At 53.1% G+C, this 16,434-nt stretch carries 12 protein-coding genes and 1 tRNA gene; 9 read left to right on the plus strand and 4 right to left on the minus strand.

What is annotated here, in order from left to right; genetic code table 11:
- Positions 1-58 precede the first annotated feature (58 nt).
- Entirely contained in the window at positions 59-274 is a 216-nt protein-coding gene (locus ACR0KL_RS09685; RefSeq protein WP_170641047.1) for a hypothetical protein, read from the minus strand.
- Positions 275-420: 146 nt separating this feature from the next.
- On the opposite strand from ACR0KL_RS09685, the gene ACR0KL_RS09690 reads away from it, so the two are divergent.
- From ACR0KL_RS09690 to ACR0KL_RS09730, 9 genes are all read left to right on the plus strand, one after another.
- Positions 421-1,296, plus strand: coding sequence for a carbon-nitrogen hydrolase family protein (locus ACR0KL_RS09690; RefSeq protein ID WP_170680812.1), 876 nt, complete (start codon positions 421-423; stop codon positions 1,294-1,296).
- Positions 1,297-1,386: 90 nt separating this feature from the next.
- The gene (gene infA / locus ACR0KL_RS09695; RefSeq protein ID WP_005978431.1) at positions 1,387-1,605 is read left to right on the plus strand and encodes a translation initiation factor IF-1; all 219 of its coding nucleotides are present in this window, start codon (positions 1,387-1,389) and stop codon (positions 1,603-1,605) included.
- 11 nt (positions 1,606-1,616) lie between these two features.
- Positions 1,617-2,195 (plus strand): Maf family protein, encoded by a 579-nt coding sequence (locus ACR0KL_RS09700; protein ID WP_170680810.1) that lies wholly within the window; start codon positions 1,617-1,619, stop codon positions 2,193-2,195.
- Positions 2,192-3,214, plus strand: coding sequence for a ribonuclease E/G (locus ACR0KL_RS09705; protein ID WP_170680808.1), 1,023 nt, complete (start codon positions 2,192-2,194; stop codon positions 3,212-3,214). Before ACR0KL_RS09700 ends, ACR0KL_RS09705 begins: the two co-directional genes overlap by 4 nt.
- Positions 3,211-3,393 (plus strand): DNA gyrase inhibitor YacG, encoded by a 183-nt coding sequence (locus tag ACR0KL_RS09710; RefSeq protein WP_170641041.1) that lies wholly within the window; start codon positions 3,211-3,213, stop codon positions 3,391-3,393. Before ACR0KL_RS09705 ends, ACR0KL_RS09710 begins: the two co-directional genes overlap by 4 nt.
- Positions 3,394-3,472: 79 nt before the next feature.
- Positions 3,473-3,547 (plus strand) — tRNA-Phe (locus ACR0KL_RS09715).
- Positions 3,548-4,169: 622 nt separating this feature from the next.
- Positions 4,170-4,835 (plus strand): hypothetical protein, encoded by a 666-nt coding sequence (locus ACR0KL_RS09720; RefSeq protein ID WP_480776933.1) that lies wholly within the window; start codon positions 4,170-4,172, stop codon positions 4,833-4,835.
- A 278-nt stretch (positions 4,836-5,113) separates the two neighbouring features.
- Positions 5,114-5,413 (plus strand): hypothetical protein, encoded by a 300-nt coding sequence (locus tag ACR0KL_RS09725; RefSeq protein ID WP_480776934.1) that lies wholly within the window; start codon positions 5,114-5,116, stop codon positions 5,411-5,413.
- Positions 5,414-5,468: 55 nt separating this feature from the next.
- Entirely contained in the window at positions 5,469-5,912 is a 444-nt protein-coding gene (locus tag ACR0KL_RS09730) for an AAA family ATPase (RefSeq protein ID WP_480776935.1), read from the plus strand.
- Between the two features lie 77 nt (positions 5,913-5,989).
- On the opposite strand, the gene ACR0KL_RS09735 is transcribed toward ACR0KL_RS09730, so the two are convergent.
- The 3 genes from ACR0KL_RS09735 to ACR0KL_RS09745 form a co-directional block, all read right to left on the minus strand.
- Complete coding sequence (locus tag ACR0KL_RS09735) at positions 5,990-7,783, minus strand: GmrSD restriction endonuclease domain-containing protein (protein WP_480776936.1); 1,794 nt, start codon at positions 7,781-7,783, stop codon at positions 5,990-5,992.
- Between the two features lie 80 nt (positions 7,784-7,863).
- Complete coding sequence (locus tag ACR0KL_RS09740) at positions 7,864-10,050, minus strand: UvrD-helicase domain-containing protein (protein WP_480776937.1); 2,187 nt, start codon at positions 10,048-10,050, stop codon at positions 7,864-7,866.
- Positions 10,047-16,433: a DEAD/DEAH box helicase gene (locus ACR0KL_RS09745; RefSeq protein WP_480776938.1), complete on the minus strand. Its 6,387-nt coding sequence runs from the start codon at positions 16,431-16,433 to the stop codon at positions 10,047-10,049. Before ACR0KL_RS09745 ends, ACR0KL_RS09740 begins: the two co-directional genes overlap by 4 nt.
- Position 16,434: the final 1 nt, after the last annotated feature.

Raw genomic sequence — 16,434 nt, forward strand, 5'->3', positions numbered from 1 at the left:
AGGCGCACGCAACACCGTTGTTGTGATGCCAATCAAGGCCTTCAGAAATCTCTACTTCTCAACCTTGACGCCTTCGACTGATCAAACCGTATTTGACGGCCCAGCCGCGGAGAGACCCGGTTTTGCGCTTTTTCGGGACCACACTGTCTTTGCTCTGGGCGCCGCCTTTGCGGTTGAACTCATACACGTCAATGACACGTTCAGCGCAGCCGCAGGCCTCGCCCATGCCGACCTTGGCGAAATAGAACTTCTCGAAGCTTTCCGGTTTTTGCATGGTGTCCTCCGGGTTCGATTAAACCACATGGGCCTGAGACCTCCAATTCACTTTGTCGTCGTTTCATCAGACCGAAAGGTTGGGCCTGTACACGCCCAGCCATCGTCACTTAGTGTCCCGACAAATCAGTATCGAAGGACAGATCGATGAGAGTCGCCACCGCCGCCTATGACCTCGATTGGCTCGACAGTTGGGCGCAGTATGAGGACAAGCTGAACGCATGGGTAGCGCAGGCCGCTGGGAACGGAGCCGAGTTTCTGGTCTTTCCCGAATACGGCGCAATGGAGCTGTCGACACTGGATGGGGTCGACGTGGCAGGCGATCTGGAGCGGTCGATTCAGGCGGTCTCGGACCGGATGGAGGATGTGCAAAACCTGCACCGGCGCGTGGCGAAGGAATACAAGACATACATCCTCGCGGCCTCGGCTCCGGTTGTTACAGGTTCTGGGCGTCCGGTGAACCGGGCGGAACTTTATGCGCCGGATGGTCGTCAGGATCATCAGGACAAGCAGATCATGACCCGGTTCGAGCGCGAGCAATGGGATATCGCCCCCGGCGGCCCTCTCAAACTGTTCGACACGGCATTGGGCAAGATCGGCGTGCTGATTTGCTATGACAGCGAGTTCCCTCTGCTGGGCCATGCCCTGAGCGAAGCGGATCTGATCCTTGTCCCCTCATGCACCGAAGCGCTCGCCGGATATTGGCGCGTGCGCATTGGGGCGATGTCGCGTGCCTTGGAAAATCAATGTGTTACGGTCATGGCATCGCTGGTGGGGAACAATGACTGGTCCGAGGCCGTGGATATGAACACCGGGACGGGCGGCATTTTTGGCCCACCTGACAAGGGCTTTCCGCAAACCGGCGTTCTGGCCGAAGGGACGCTGAACCAACCGGGCTGGACCTATGCCGATATCGACCTGAGCGCCATTGCCGATGTCCGCGCCGACGGGCATGTCCTGAATCGAACTCACTGGGACGAGCAATCCCCCCGAGTCGAATCTGTCACATTCTCCGCGCTTTAATGATTCCGCCCTTGAAATAAGGGAAAAATAGGCTCATTTAAGCGCACATCCTCGCAGATTCTGCGAGTGCAACGTAATGATGGAGACAACATGGCCAAGGAAGATACGCTCGAATTTCCCGGTGTCGTGAAGGAACTCCTGCCTAATGCGACGTTTCGGGTCGAGCTGGAAAACGGCCATGAGATCATCGCACATACGGCAGGCAAGATGCGCAAAAACCGCATCCGTGTTCTGGCCGGCGACAAAGTTCAGGTCGAGATGACCCCTTACGATCTGACCAAGGGTCGGATCAACTACCGCTTCAAGTAACGCCTTACCTCATGGCGTTTATCCTCGGATCGGGCAGCCCAAGGCGGCTGGACCTGCTGGCGCAGCTTGGCGTGCAGCCCGATGCCGTGCGCCCTCCTGACATTGACGAAACGCCTTTGAAGGGCGAACTTCCGGTTCCCTATTGCAGCCGTATTGCGCGCGAAAAAGCGCAGGCAGTTCAGGCGGATCGTGCAGATATTGTCTTGTGCGCAGATACCACGGTGGCGCTGGGGCGTCGCATTCTGGGCAAACCCGAAAACGCAGGCGAAGCGGCCGAGTTTCTGCATGCTCTGTCCGGGCGTCGGCACCGGGTCGTGACCTCGGTCGCGGTGCGCTGCGGAGGTCGGGTGTTTCAGCGTGACGTGGTCTCTCAAGTCAAGATGAAACGCTTGTCGGATGTCGAGGTGAACGCCTATCTTGCAACAGATGACTGGCAAGGCAAGGCGGGTGGTTATGCCATCCAAGGCCCGGCCGGGGCGTTCATTCCCTGGATTTCCGGATCGTTCACCGGCATCGTGGGCCTGCCCCTGTCCGAGACCGCCGCACTTTTGCAGGCAATCGGCTACCCATTGTACAGAGAGGCGCCATGAAAGGCCGCACAATCGTTCTGGACCATATTGAAGACCGCGAAGCAGCCGCGCTGATGGTCGACGGCAAGCTCGACGATTTTCTGATCGCCGGAGACGCGCCGCCCCCCGGCACAATCTACCGCGCCCGCGCGGATCGCCCGGTCAAAGGCCAAGGCGGCATGTTCCTTACAACCCCGGACGGGCCAGCCTTTCTGCGCCAGGTCAAGGGTCTCGCACCCGGAGCGCTACTTCCGGTGCAGGTGACAGGTTTTGCCGAACCCGGCAAAGCCGTTCCGGTCACCGACCGCGTTCTGTTCAAAAGCCGCTATGCGATTGTCACACCCGAGGCTCCGGGTCTGAACATCTCGCGCAGCATCAAGGATGAGGATGAGCGCGACCACCTGCTGGAAATCGCCCACGAGGTCATGGGCGACAGCATCTACGGTCTGATTCTGCGGTCATGCTGCGTTGGTGCGGATGCAGATGACATCGCCGAAGACATCGGCGCCATGCTGACGCAGGCCGAACAGGTCCTGAACGATCCGGGCACCGAGCCTGAAACCCTGGCCGAAGGTGACGGCCCTCATATCCTGGCCTGGCGGGATTGGACCGACCCGGCAGATGTCGTGACCGAGGCCGGTGGTTTCGAACATCACGGCGTTCTGGACGCGCTGGACATTGCCCGCGGCATTGCCGAGCCCCTGCCGGGCGGAGGGCATCTATACATCGAACCCACCCGCGCGCTTATTGCGGTGGATGTGAACACGGGCTCCGACACTTCGCTCGCAGCCGGTACAAAAGCCAATTTCGCCTGCGCCAAGACCCTTCCACGCGCCCTGAGGGTGCGCGGTCTGGGCGGTCAAATCACGATCGACATGGCTCCGATGCCCAAGAAAGACCGTCGTGGTCTGGAGCAAGCCCTACGTGCCGCGTTCAAGGCGGACGGGATCGAAACAACGCTCGCAGGTTGGACGCCGCTGGGCCATTTCGAGCTGCAACGCAAACGCGGGCGTATCCCTCTGAGCGAGGTGCTTGGATGACCTGCCCGATCTGTCAGGAAAAGACGGTTTCCAAATACCGCCCGTTCTGCTCGAAACGCTGTGCGGACCTGGACTTGGCAAAGTGGCTGAACGGATCCTACGCCGTGCCCTCGCAACGCGAAGAGGATACCGAGGACGCGATTTCCGAACCCGAAGACATCCCGCGCCGTCCACACTGAAAAAATGTCAAAAAGCCTCTGGACACTGCTTGGTGCAAGTCATAGAAGGCCTCCACCTAATGGCTATTGCCATTCCCGTGCCCGGGTAGCTCAGGGGTAGAGCAGTGGATTGAAAATCCTCGTGTCGGTGGTTCGATTCCGCCCCCGGGCACCATTTAAGCCATTAATAACGTTATCTTTTTTAGAGTCGCCTGACACCTGATTCACGTCCGGTTACCACGATTTACCATCTCCGTACCATTTAATTTCATCTAAAGATTTGTGTAGTTCAGAATAAAGCCAATGGCGATGCGGTGAGCGAAACCACTTGTTGATACCGATGATTGCAACAGGATTCGGTTGGACTCGAGTTTTACCCAACACTGACAGTCCTTTTTGTTCAAATAACCAGCTGGGATTCCTGGTGGTCATCATTTTGAGAACTTGATCTTCCGACGGCGTGGTTATCTTGGATATCTGCGCTGGGTGCGAGATCTGTTACTTAAACGAGAGAGCAACAATATTTCGCCAAAAAAAGTTGAAATTTTTTTTATCCTTGTCGAACCAGGATTTCGACGCCGCATGATCTAAAAGTTCAGGTTCAGCCAAAGATAGCTATTCTTGCCTATTCTTGGGACGCAAGGATAGGCTGTCGTCATTCACAACTTTTCCGATAAGTAATTAAATTACAAAGATTTTTCTGACACCAGTTCGCGCTGGTAGAGGGGTTGAAAGTGTATTGGAAGGCCGCTTAACTCTTTGACCATACCCAGTGCTTCAGACAGGAAAGGGCTAGAATGGCAAAAAAGATCATCGTTACGAGCGCAAAACTCGAACGCAAAGTAAGGAAGGTTGAGCAAGAGCTGACACGTCTACAATACAGACTTTCCGACAGCCAAAGGTTGTTCGACAGCTTAAGTAGGCAACTTGCCGAAGTCGAACGCGACCAGACTGAATACGCCAAAAAACTGCGCGCTCGGGTGTGCCAATGTGAAGTTGAGTTGGCAGACATCTTGGCAGAGCAGAAAAGCTTGGAGAAGGAAAAACTGACACTTGAAGCCTCAGTCATCGATGCCTTGAATGAGCATTTGGACAACGTAAACGGAAAGGCGCACACCCACGTGCTGAGTGCTCCAGATGTCATTGCGTTGGCTGTGGAAGCAGAGCAAAAACTTTCAGAGAAGGGCGTAACGGCTAAAAATCGAGTCGGCTCTCAATTTGAGTTCCGCCCAGCCGGCAAAGAAGCTAATTCCACATACGCTCGAAAGGCAGGCCCTCAAATCACGACGTTCGTACAGATGCTTCGTGTGGCAGATGGTTGGCGGTTGGTAGGGGCACATCGAGACAATTCTTGGTGCAATCAAAAAGCGCACTCGAAGCTGACCGTTTCAAAGGCTGCCCGTGACAACATCGTTTGCGCAGCAATGGCTTCAATTTCTGTCCACAGCGATGAAGCTGCCTAGTTGAACACTGTGTCAATGTCTGCCGAGGTCAAATCAATGAAATCAAGTTATGATCAGCGGTCTTACTTTGAGACACATCGCAGAACTATATGATGGCGACCAGATCGAAGTTGGCAGGCGGCGTGGTGGCTCGGATCTCGCGCTCTAACAGAGCGACTAACTAGCTTCCAAACAAGAAAAACAAATGAACGGTGATGAACATCAGCTCATCACACGCTCCCGCTGTATCTGCAAGTGAGCGGGGGCCTTTGGAGTCATGCAAATCGTAAGGTGTGAATATGAAAGACCACAAAAACAAAACCGAGGAAAATGGAACTGTAAGTTCATATTGGGAATTCAAGATCCTGGGGGAAATATTCCGAAAAGACCAAAAAGAGCTCTACGTGGTCGCGCGGTCAATCCCGTACCCTGAGAAAGTCGGAGAAGGCGGTGTCTACTTTGACAATGAAATTCAACAAATCGCCTGCTGGGGCTTCGATGAATTGGTCGACTTTTCTGGTCCTGCTCCTCACCTTTTGGAAGAAGCTGAGGCGGTCTTCCGTCGGTGGCTAGACCAAATGGAGGCCCAATCAGAATGACTACGTCAGCTTACAAGACTCCTTCAAAGGCCTGTCAAATTGTTCAGTTGGAACTTTGGAAGCCTTAGCCGCAAAAAGTGCGCAGTTGCTTTTTCTCTACAACAAAACTCAGGAGGCATTTTTGCTCTTTCTACTTAGGGGGCCGGCGGGGGCCGGCAAATCAACCTTTGCAAATACTCTGTTGAAAGCAGGCGTCGTGGACCATGTATTCGAAGCGGATCAGTTCATGTTTGACGAGTATGGAAACTACTCATTCAGCCGCGAACGGTTGCACTTCTGTCACTCAGAATGCCGAAGGCTAACTCGCGAGGCACTTGAGCTCGGCGACAATGTTGCTGTGGCTAATACGTTCACTAGGCTTTGGGAGGTTGACGCTTACTTCAGTTTAACGCCACACGTCACCGTTATCACTTTGGAAGGAAACTTTCCGAATGTGCATGGAGTGCCGGAAGAGATCGTAGCAGATCAGCGTAATCGTATGGAAAGGTGGTGCAAATAGTTTACTGATCGGGCTCAACCCGGCAGTCAGTGCCCGTCCCTGACTGAACTGGAAACGGATGAGGCTACTATTCTTCGCTAAAGCGAAGAATAGTAGCCTTTCAGAACCGATGCCATGCGCTGCCGGCGCATTCTCAAAAACTCTTGATAGTCAGTTAGTTGGCCAGTCAACAGTTCCTGCGGAACCGCATTTTCAATACAGTTTTCTTCAAGATCAGCATAATCTACGATACCGCCGTACTTCGCGTTCCCCGTCGTGCACTGTTCTCGAAGGTCCAAGAAATACTCTGATGGGGAAGCGTTGCCTACTGCAATGTTTATCTCTTGTTGGGTGTAGACCAAATTGGCCACTTGATTGTACTGGGCCTGAGAAAGTCCAAGCGACTTTTTGAGGTGGTCCTTCGGGAAGATGTGATGAACATCGCCTCGGTGTTCCAGCATGCTGCGGACAGTGATCTCCTTGGATAAGAAACCTCTGGCGCTTGACTTGACCTGGGCCGCTAGAAAAGTCTTGAAGGCTGGATGTTTGCTGTTAGAGGTAGTCAGTGCCTGCACCAACCCAACATCCCAAAAAGCTTCTGAGAGCTCCGCCTTTTCAATGCTGTCCAGGTAAGGTCCCATCCCTATTTCGGAAATCTGCCGAATGTCCTGATCGAAGCGCGTCTCCATCGATCCTGAGTACCGTACTGTCAACAATGAAAGAGCGAACCACTTTCGCACGAAACGCTCAATTAACTCGGGCGCTGTGCCGTCTTTGCGAAGCCTCAGGAACAAGATGTAGGCAAAGTTCAACGGTGCTTGCCCGCTGATGAGACTGCTGTCGACGAAGCCCGCAGACTTTAGGATCATGAGAAATCTCTTGAAGTTCGTTTCATTCATGAAGTCCAGCAGACCGTCGTGAAGATCGGAAAACGCCTTCTCTGCTATTTCGTTCTCAAACTTTCGGGTTTCGAAGTTTCGACCCGAAAGCAGCCCTACCAAGTCCGCCAGTTTGCCTCTGGAAAACTGGGACGTATACGCGACGCGAAGCATGTCGTTATACGACGGGTCGTAGAGATCTTCATTCTCGTTTCGCAGCCAGCGCATAGACGAAAAGTAATCGGTTTCGGAGAAATCCTTGTCGTTGCCTTCAATATGGCCGTAGAACTCTGGCGCTACAGCTAGATGACAAAAGTAGTCGATAGCTTTGCGCATCTGGTTTCCACCAAAGTTTTCGTTTGCCGCTATCTTTGACATCGCAAAGTCAGCCTGGCTGAGTGTCACACCCTCCCGGTTAATTCGAATGAATATTTCCGTAACCGTTTCGATATCCAATTCTGCGTCCAGCTCGATCATACCGATCTGCTTTTTTGAAATTCCAGTCAGACGGGTCAGAATTCGCTCAAGATCATCCTCGTCCATTTCTGGATTGTCAGCGACGTATTGCCGGATCAGTTTCAGCAAGCTGGTCTCGCCGTGCATCAAGGGAGCAATATCAGGTATCCAAGCCTTGTCCTTACGGATTGCGGGGTTGCTGACCTCGAATGCTTCCTTTTTTGGATTGAACGCGATCACGATGTTGACTGGCTTGTATTCTTTGTTGACCACTTTTTGGCCGAGCAAAGATGCCGTGAGCGCAGTAACGCGCTGTTGTCCGTCGATCAGTACTTTCTTGCCGGCTGAGGTGGACCCATCCTTGAGGCGAACATCAGGATTTTTCCAAACGATGATGTAGCCGACAGGATAGCCCTTGTAGAGGCTATCGAGCAAATCCCGAACTTTTGTCGCTTCCCATACAAATGGGCGCTGAATTTCGGGGATAGCAATTTCGCCCGACTTTACCCATGCAAGCAGTGTTTCGATAAGATGTTGATTTACTGAATATTTTTGCATTCTTTTTCTTCTACTTGTTTCTTAGCCGAGCTAGTGTCTTCCAAACAAAATGTTTGATGGGAGGGCGTTTGTCTCCAACGTCAGTCGTCGTTGGTAGCCCCCGGGGCCGCTAGGATTGAAGGTTGACCAGACCAAGAAAGCATTAACTCTCGCTTGGCTCGCGTCGCGGCCACGTGCAGTAGTGAACGATATTGATCGAGGATGTCACTTCGGTCGGCGTCATCCGCTGCTGCCCTTGTTGCTGCTCGAGGGGGGAAATTAGTTTCGGAAAGGAAAGGAATCGCGACAGCAAAGTACTCCAAGCCTTTCGCTCGATGCATTGTGGTTACCCGCACACCAGGCTTTTCACGGCTGTCTGGCTCGCCAGCCTTCAGTTCGAATGTCTGAATTTCTACACGGTGAAGAGCATCTTCAACCCGGGAAATATCCTTTCTTCTGCTGCAAAGAATACCAATTTCTTCCGGAGCTGTACCAGCAGAGATCACTTTTCCCACCCATCCAGACAGACCTTGAAGCTCCTCAATTTCAGATGGATAGGACGAAAGCTCCGGGTTTGGCCCCTTCATAAGACTTACGTAACCGTCAAGCGTATCCGTGCCTTCATCAAGGTCATCGACGCTCACGCCTTCCAGAATTGATACGGCCCAAGCTCGGATTTCCTGCGTTGTACGATAATTTAGTCGCAGTCGGCGTGAGCGGCCGCGAATGCTTATACCGCAAGCAGACATGCTGGCACGACGCGCGTAAATTCGTTGATGAGCATCTCCAACGATAAAGATCGTGTTACTATCGCCGGTAGATTTTTCTGGGACAATGGCTCTAATCAGTTTGAAAGCCTGTTCACCCATATCCTGTGCTTCATCCACAACTACGGCGACATAAGGCAGGTTTGGCGCTTCAGACAGCAACAGTGCGGTCGCCTCGCGGTAAGCATCATCTGGTTCGGCCAAACCCGCGCTAATCATGCGGGCTCTAAAATCCGAGAATATATCCCACAAAGCAGCCCTTTTTCGTCGATCAAGCGGCGTGCCGCGCCCCGCCCTGGAAACCTTCAGGTAAGCCCTTTTGTCTGTCAGTCCTTTCGCCTGAACAACCTGAACCCATTCAGCTTTTGCAAAGTCCTCCGTCAGGTTTTCTGGCAAATCATGTGCTTCAAACACTTCCCCCCAGATCTCTTCGAGTTGATTACGCGCTTCGCCAAAATACGCAACTTGCCGGCCAAAGTCTTTTCGTCTCAGAAACTGCGACACCCAACGATCCAAGTTAATCACTTCAATCCTTGCCGGCTTTGAATCTAAATGTTCAGGGCAGAGTGTGCGAAGATTGTTGAGAATATCTTGCACCAGGCTTGTCGTGAAGGTTGTGAATAGAACCTTCTCTCCGACCCGCCTGGGATCAGCCGCGATTTGATCCGCGAGATGTTTCGCACGATGCATTGCGACAACGGTTTTGCCGGTGCCAGCACCTCCGCGTACCATGGCCGGGCCGTTATAATCGCGATAGGCTAGCTTTCGCTGCTCGGGATGCAGGAAGACACGCCAGCCTTCCAGCCCTTCCTCGAACACGCGCCTCAGCTCCGCTTCACTTTCAGGAATGAAAATGGTCTGCCGGCTTTCATCGGTCTCAATTAGCTTGTCAAACGAAACGTCCGCGCTACCCTGTTCAGCCTCGCCCTCAATACTTTCGGCGACGCCCGTCATCGCGTAGACTTCTTCTTCGGAGTACCCCGCTGCTAGCGCGTAAAGGACCTGATAGCTGAGGGGATCAAATTTGTCTTCGTCCGTCTCAAGTTCTTCCAACGAGGCAATTTGCCGAATGGCGGGTAGTTCTTCGTCCGGTACGCCCAGAGCGCGAAGTTTCTTATCCGCAAAATCATCAAACAATCCAAGTTGAGCAGCAGTGGTCTGCTTTTCCGTTTCAGCGTCAATTTCCTGGATTATACGGACACGATTGGTCCCGGGGTCGAGCTTCACCCGCCGCCCTGTCGCCCATCGGTACGCCTTGTCATGCTCGCCAACATGCACAAACATGATGTCACGGCCCAGCTCAAAAGCTATCGCCCGGTAGCCTTGGTCCACCCGCAAAGACTTAATGGAACTGTCTTTTGAACCTTCGACCGTCTCAAGGTTCAACCCGTTGCTTTCGGGGGCCGACATGTAACGGGTCATCATATCCATAAATCTAAGCGAAACTTTGTCTGGAAGCTTCCTGAGGCTCTTCATGCATCCGATATCGTACGAGACACGTTTCGCAATTGGCTGATTCATTTGCTTGTCTCCTCAATCGCCTTCAGGACTTCGGCGATGGTTTCGCTTACGTGACTTTTTTCTGGAATAAAGGTCAGAAGTGTCCACCCTGTATTGTCGTGAGCTTCTTCTGACACGCAGAAGTTATACTTGGACCAGCCGAACTCCATTGCACCGACGACCCGGCCAGACACCATGAGATCGTCGCCGATCTTATCCGGGCCTGTCACTCCAGCCGCGATAAGCGCGTCTATCAAAGGATGGAAGACTTCATCACACAAGGTGCGCGCTTCAAGCCATGCCTCATCTTCAGACTCTCCAGAGTCCGGGCCGGTTGTCAGACTCGGCGGCAGAAGCGTGTCGAGACCTGCAATGTCGACGTGCAAGCCTGGTACAGACTGTAGGAGGTTCACAGCCCTCCACAGCCCTCTCCAGATGTCTTCCAAAACTTGTTTGGAAGTGGTTGAACCGGAAGAGATTGGAAGATGGGCTTTCAACACGCAGCGCAGATCACCAAACTCGTTGCTCCATTCTGGGTGCGGCCGGTCATTACATGACACAAACAATTCGAGTTGCCGATTGCCAAAGTGAGAGGCAGCGGTCGCATCTTGCAGAAAAACCCTGCTTGCGTCGCTTAGTTGGGCAACATTTGGAAGATCATCAAAAACGCGATTTTCCGACTTCACAAAGCAGCGCATGAGTACTGACCAAGCGCTTAAATCAGTTTCGTCACCACAGTTTATGAAGTTCACGAGCCCCTCAAAACTGGAAAGGGACTGCAAGTCTTTGATGGGCTCTTTGTGCCTATCAAAACCAGGAATTGCGAGAACCTTTCCCAGCGTTCCGGCCTGGCGGGCAGTATAGGTTTTTTCTGCGAAGGGGTTTACCGGAAAATCTGCCGTTTCATCGAGATCTTTCCAGCCAAGTGTCCAGACCCTGACCTCATCCGAACGGACCATCTCAATGCGGTCCAAGAGATCCTGTTCAATTGTGTCGGCGTGATACTCATAGCCGTCCATTTCGATGACAACAGGCGGACGGGCCGCATCTGTTACCGGAGTCATCAGGAAATCGACGCGCTTTTTGGGAACCCCCTTAAAACGGGTCTCCAATTGAACCTGAGGTTCAATTGTCCAAAGTTTGGCGTCACCCGCAGTTCCTGCCCGAAGAATATATCCTCGACTCCCTCCTTCTAAAACTTGAGGCTTCAAAGCGGATTCACCGTAGACCTTCATAAGCGCGTTGAGAAAGCGTGCCTCCAACTTGCTGTCGACCAATGCACCCATGATGGATTCGTCGATGTTTCTCGCTGTTTGGGTCAGGCTATTCCATTTACCTAGCGTGCTCTCCATAAGTGCCCGGGCGCGATCCCGACTAGGTTCGCCCCGTCCAAACTGACTTCGATAGGGTTTCACACAACGGAAACACCCATCTTTCTCCGGCACATCGTGATTGCAACGGCATTCCCTCAAAGCTTCGATTGCGTTTACAACAATCGATTTCATGGTGTCGGGATGCTCAGCTATTTGTCGAAGATAACCGGAGCCCCCGGGAACTGCGTCATAAAGATACAAACTTCGAACCGAAACCTGGCTATCAAGCCGGGCTTCATAGACCGTCGACCGGATGTGATCCACCTTGCCCGCAAAATGGCGCCGCATGCCAAGATTAATGGCTGCAACAAAGCTCTTGAGGTCATTGTGATCAGCGTCCCCGGCCACTGGAATGATAATGCGCATCGCTTCGGTCTCGAAGCTTCTCATCAGGAATACCTCGGTTTCCCATTCTGGGCGTTCGATGCCGTCTCGCAAAGCTTTGCAGCTGGGAGGATGCACACCGGGATCATCGTCTTGGCGAGGCGGTTTTTGTATGGTCCCACAGTGTTTGCAAATCCGAAACGGTAGGGATTCACGCTTTGACCCAGCAATGGTTGGTCCAATCGGAGCAGAAGACTTCGATCCATAATTGAAGTCTCGGAAGGTACAATCTGGTATGAATTCGAACCCAAAAGGTGCACCGGCATCCTTGTCTGTGAACCAGGAGGACAATATGTCGGCTTCCGCGTGGAAAGGTGTCAACTCCCGGTCAAAGAGCTGCTGATCCCGCTGGTCCCCGTCCCGGATAGCGGCTTTTTCCTCGCTGCTCGCGGCAATAACGGATTTCAGTTTAACAACATTGTGCTCGGATCCACTGTCGATCCACATATTGTCTCCGCATTTAGGGCAGTTTGCTGTTGCACCTCCCGATTCAAGGCGCGGAGCAACGTATGAGCAGGATTGGCAGAACGTCCAAACTGACAAGTCCTCCTTACCGATCTCGATGCGCTCTATCCGAACCTGTCGGCCATTGGCATAAAAATACTGACCCGGCGCAAACTCGGACAGAGCTGAACTGGCCGGGCGCGAGTATTCGAGTTGATGAGGCTCATCAGGTTGCCCGGAATTCTTATCCTGACGGAACAATATCGATGTGAGTTTCACACCTTCTTCAGGGAATGCATAATTGGGTAAAACGCCTTTGTCTGTAAGGTATTTGATCACTTGAACGTCTTCGATTCCTTGGCGGATCATTGCGTTGATCTCTCTTCGATCCCGCTCAATGTCACTTTTCCGCTGTTCAAACTCCTCTTTGGTAAGCTCCGCTTCACGCCTTTTCAGTCTTGCAAGTTCCTGGGTCGCCTCGTCTCGTTTTTCGGCCAATCGGGTGCGCTCCTCTTCGGCACCGTCAAAAACAGACATGATGCGCCACGGAAGAGAACGGTCATCTGATGCTGTCAGGAAATGTTTAACGCGGTCGCACAAATCAGTTCTGGCTTGCACGTCTTCTGGCAGACGCATGATGAACCGCTCTGCGAGATCCGCTCCATTGGCTTTGACCATCTCGAGCCATTCAATCGGAAACCCGGTTGTCATTCCGCCTTTTCTGGATTTGAGGACGTCTCGCACTTTGCCGTAGTCGTCAGTGCCGCCGACCGTGAGGACATAGACATCAAGTGTGAATGCCGTCACCTGTCTAAGAAGCACTTCCTCGGCCGCAAGAAACACTCCTGGCGGGCTGACCTGTCCTGCCAGCATGGGCGTAGGGTCTTCCCAGAACTGAATGTCATGGGGCCTTGCATTTGCCATAACCAGGTTCAGGGCGTTGCCGTCCCTTCGCCCACTTCGTCCCATGCGTTGTACGTAGTTGGCTTCCTCAGGCGGCACGGAACCGAGCAGCAGAGTGGACAAATCCCCAATGTCGATACCCATTTCGAGGGTAGGCGTCGCAGAAATCAAATTTGGAGCCCAAGCCGTCTCTTCATTGATATAGCCTGTTTCGACCAGATGCCTCTGGTCCGCATCCAAGAGACCGGTATGCTCACGGGCAACGACGCGGTGATTTCGATCAGAATGCAATGAACGCCTCAATGCAGGACGATCCGGTGTGTTGGCTGCATAGAGGTGCCCCTTGCAACCAATTTTGGGGCAGTTCGAGCCGACAAGAAGCTCCTGATTTTCTGAAAGCGTTAACTCGCGACGGCCACAAGTATCACAGGTCAATGAAGAAGTTGCCAAGGCCACCGCGATGTTCTTAGGATCAACAAGCCAAACATGCCTAGAACCATCCGCACCATCGACCCTCTTGATGAGACCGTCAGACCACAGGCGGTCAAGCGCGAGTTTGTACACCTCATCGGGGTCTGTTGCGATGCGAATATCTACCTCCGACAAGCAACGAAATAGCCAGTCCCGATACCAGTTCGTGATATGCTTTCGAGTGATTTTCTCAACACCTGTCAACGCTTTTCCCAAGGTGATCGGAATTGGTGCCGCGCCTCGAACCGCGCTAGGTATCGGAAGAGTGCCTGTGCGCCGAAGGCCAAGCCTGCTGCTTGCACTAAACCAGTTCATCCCAAAGGAACCGCTAGATGCTTCAGCTGCGAGTTCAACATACGGGTGGGCAACAGATCCTTGTCGTCGCATACGTTGCAAAAGGCCCATTAGAAACCGCATCATTTCCGTGGCTGGAATATCAGGGGCGCCGCTGAACGCATTTTTGAGCTGCCGAGCGAGTTTGTCAGCACTGTCTCGCAACTGTTCCGCTGGCACATCCGCTGCTGCTGCGCCGTTGAGTTCCAATGTGTGGTTGAAGTGGGATCTGTAACTCAGATCAACGAAATACTCCCAGCCCAACCTCATAGCCATATGATCCAGAAACACCGGGTCGTTGATGGATACACCGTGTTCAACAAGATCCACATAAGGGTGGCGCCAGGTTTGTTCTTTGGGAATGAACGTGGCGGTAAATTTGTCTCCGCCGAGATTTGCCATGTGTTCCTGTGGAACAGTCTGGATAACGTCATCCAGAGACAGTTTTCCCTCAGAGGCCTTGGTCAAAGCCTGGAACAATGACTTTTGGTAGACAGAAAGCGTATTGCGAGTTTCTGCAACAGAGGCGCGATGAGCCGCATCCTGAACAGAGTCTGAAAAGACCAGAAATCGGGGCTTGGCCTCCGCACTCTCCTCGTTCTGCTCGGAGGAGTACATAGTTCCAGTAATGCCAGTCGTGAGCCGTGCCGCCCGCATGCCAAAAAGCAGTAGGCCACGAGATTGGCCACAGGCGGGGCATGTCGCATCCATTCGCCCACTGTCATCTGTTGGATCATACATCCAAACGGGCGAGGCTGGCCCAACCTCTAAATCATCATGGTTCGAGGGGCTAAACTCCATGCTTTCAGAATCCAGCATACCAGGAACAATCCGGTTACCAGTTGATGTGGCAGTAAGATTGCGATCTAGGTCTTCATGAAAAAAGAGCCGCAACCGACCGCCATCGTCGTAGGAAAAGAACTCTTCATAAAGTTGCTCCAGAGGCGCCCAGCACGACGTAGAGTTTGCATTTTGACGTCCCAGATGCGCGCTTGTTCCACATCTGTTGCAATTCACGACGGGCAGCGTCCCGCGCAAAGCTTGCAAATCAAGGTCGATGGCATGGATCAGATCAATTGGAGATTTCTTCAACCCTGCTTGCAACCTTGGCAGGTTCGCAACCATCCGCGCCATTTCACGAATCCAAACCTGGAGCCGAACGTTGAATAGGGGTCTCCCGCCTTCTGATCTTGCCCATGCCACCAAGGCAACAATCATTTCTGCCAAAGCATGGTAATCGCCTTCGGACCAGCCTCTCAGAGCTTTGACTGATGACAACCCGTTGGCCACATCTTCCAGCGATGCAGGCCCCGTGTGCTCAGCAATGATCATCAACGTACGTTGTGCGAGCTGTTGCTCCTTTAACAGATTGCCCAGTAATAAGCGCCATTCAGGCGATGATGGGTCTCCAGAATAAAGCGCCTCCAATTCAGGATCAGAAACGTCTGGAAAGAGGCACAGAGCCAGGTGTTTCGCCGCATCAGCCTGGCTCATATCTTCGGCAGAAGTTAACGCCGCCCTTACATCAGCTGGATCAGGTCGATCTGTGTATTCAGGGTGATCAAAAACTTCCGAAGCAGACTGCCGCGTTTCCGTAACTACGGCATCTTCATCAAACGTCTCCCCAAAAATCGTTTGCGCGTACTCGCGCAGCTCTTTTTTAGCTCCTTCGCCCGAGCCCAATGTGGCGGATGAGCCAACGCAAGTCAGATGCCCGTCCGGAGTATTCAGGCGGTTCTTCAGGCGCCGTATCAACAACGCTAGGTCGGCCCCTTGTGCGCCGTCGAAAGTGTGCATCTCGTCTACGACAAGAAACTTCAAAGTTTCCGGCGCATTCTGATCCCACAGCGGTTTATCCCGCCCTCGCAGCAGCAAGTAGTCCAACATTTTGTAGTTGGTCAGCAGGATATCTGGCGGGTTCTTTCGCATGGTATCGCGATGGGTGATTACACTGTCCGGCGTCACATCCATCGTAGGGTTTTTTGGTTCGGCATCGGCGTAGATGCCTGCTCTAACGCCATTCAATCCCGGTAAATCGTTGATCGCCGCCGCGATCCGCCGCGCCTGGTCACTTGCCAAAGCGTTCATCGGGTAGATCAGGATCGCCTTGATCCCAGGCTCGCCCTTGTTCTGCCGGCAATGCTCCAAAATCGGCCAGAGGTAGCTTTCCGTCTTACCAGACCCCGTGCCAGTCGCCACAAGCGTCGAGCGCATCCTGTCGCCGCTCAGTCGCGCAAAGGCGTCCATCTGGTGCTGATAGGGTGGAAATTTCAGCGGCACCCCGGGAAAGGGTTGATCCCACTTCCCATCCGCGGCCCCGCCAATCTGACGGAAAGGCATATCGACCGAAATCCACGGGCCCTTGATGAAATTGCCCGGCGTGTCGAGAAACCGATCCACGATCCCCTCGAACGACTTGCTGGAGGTGTTGAGCGTGGAATGCACCAGTTCGTGCAAGCTTTGTTGCACGTGCCGGTTGAGCAGGATCGGGTTCATA

Source organism: Ruegeria sp. C8, assembly GCF_056537565.1.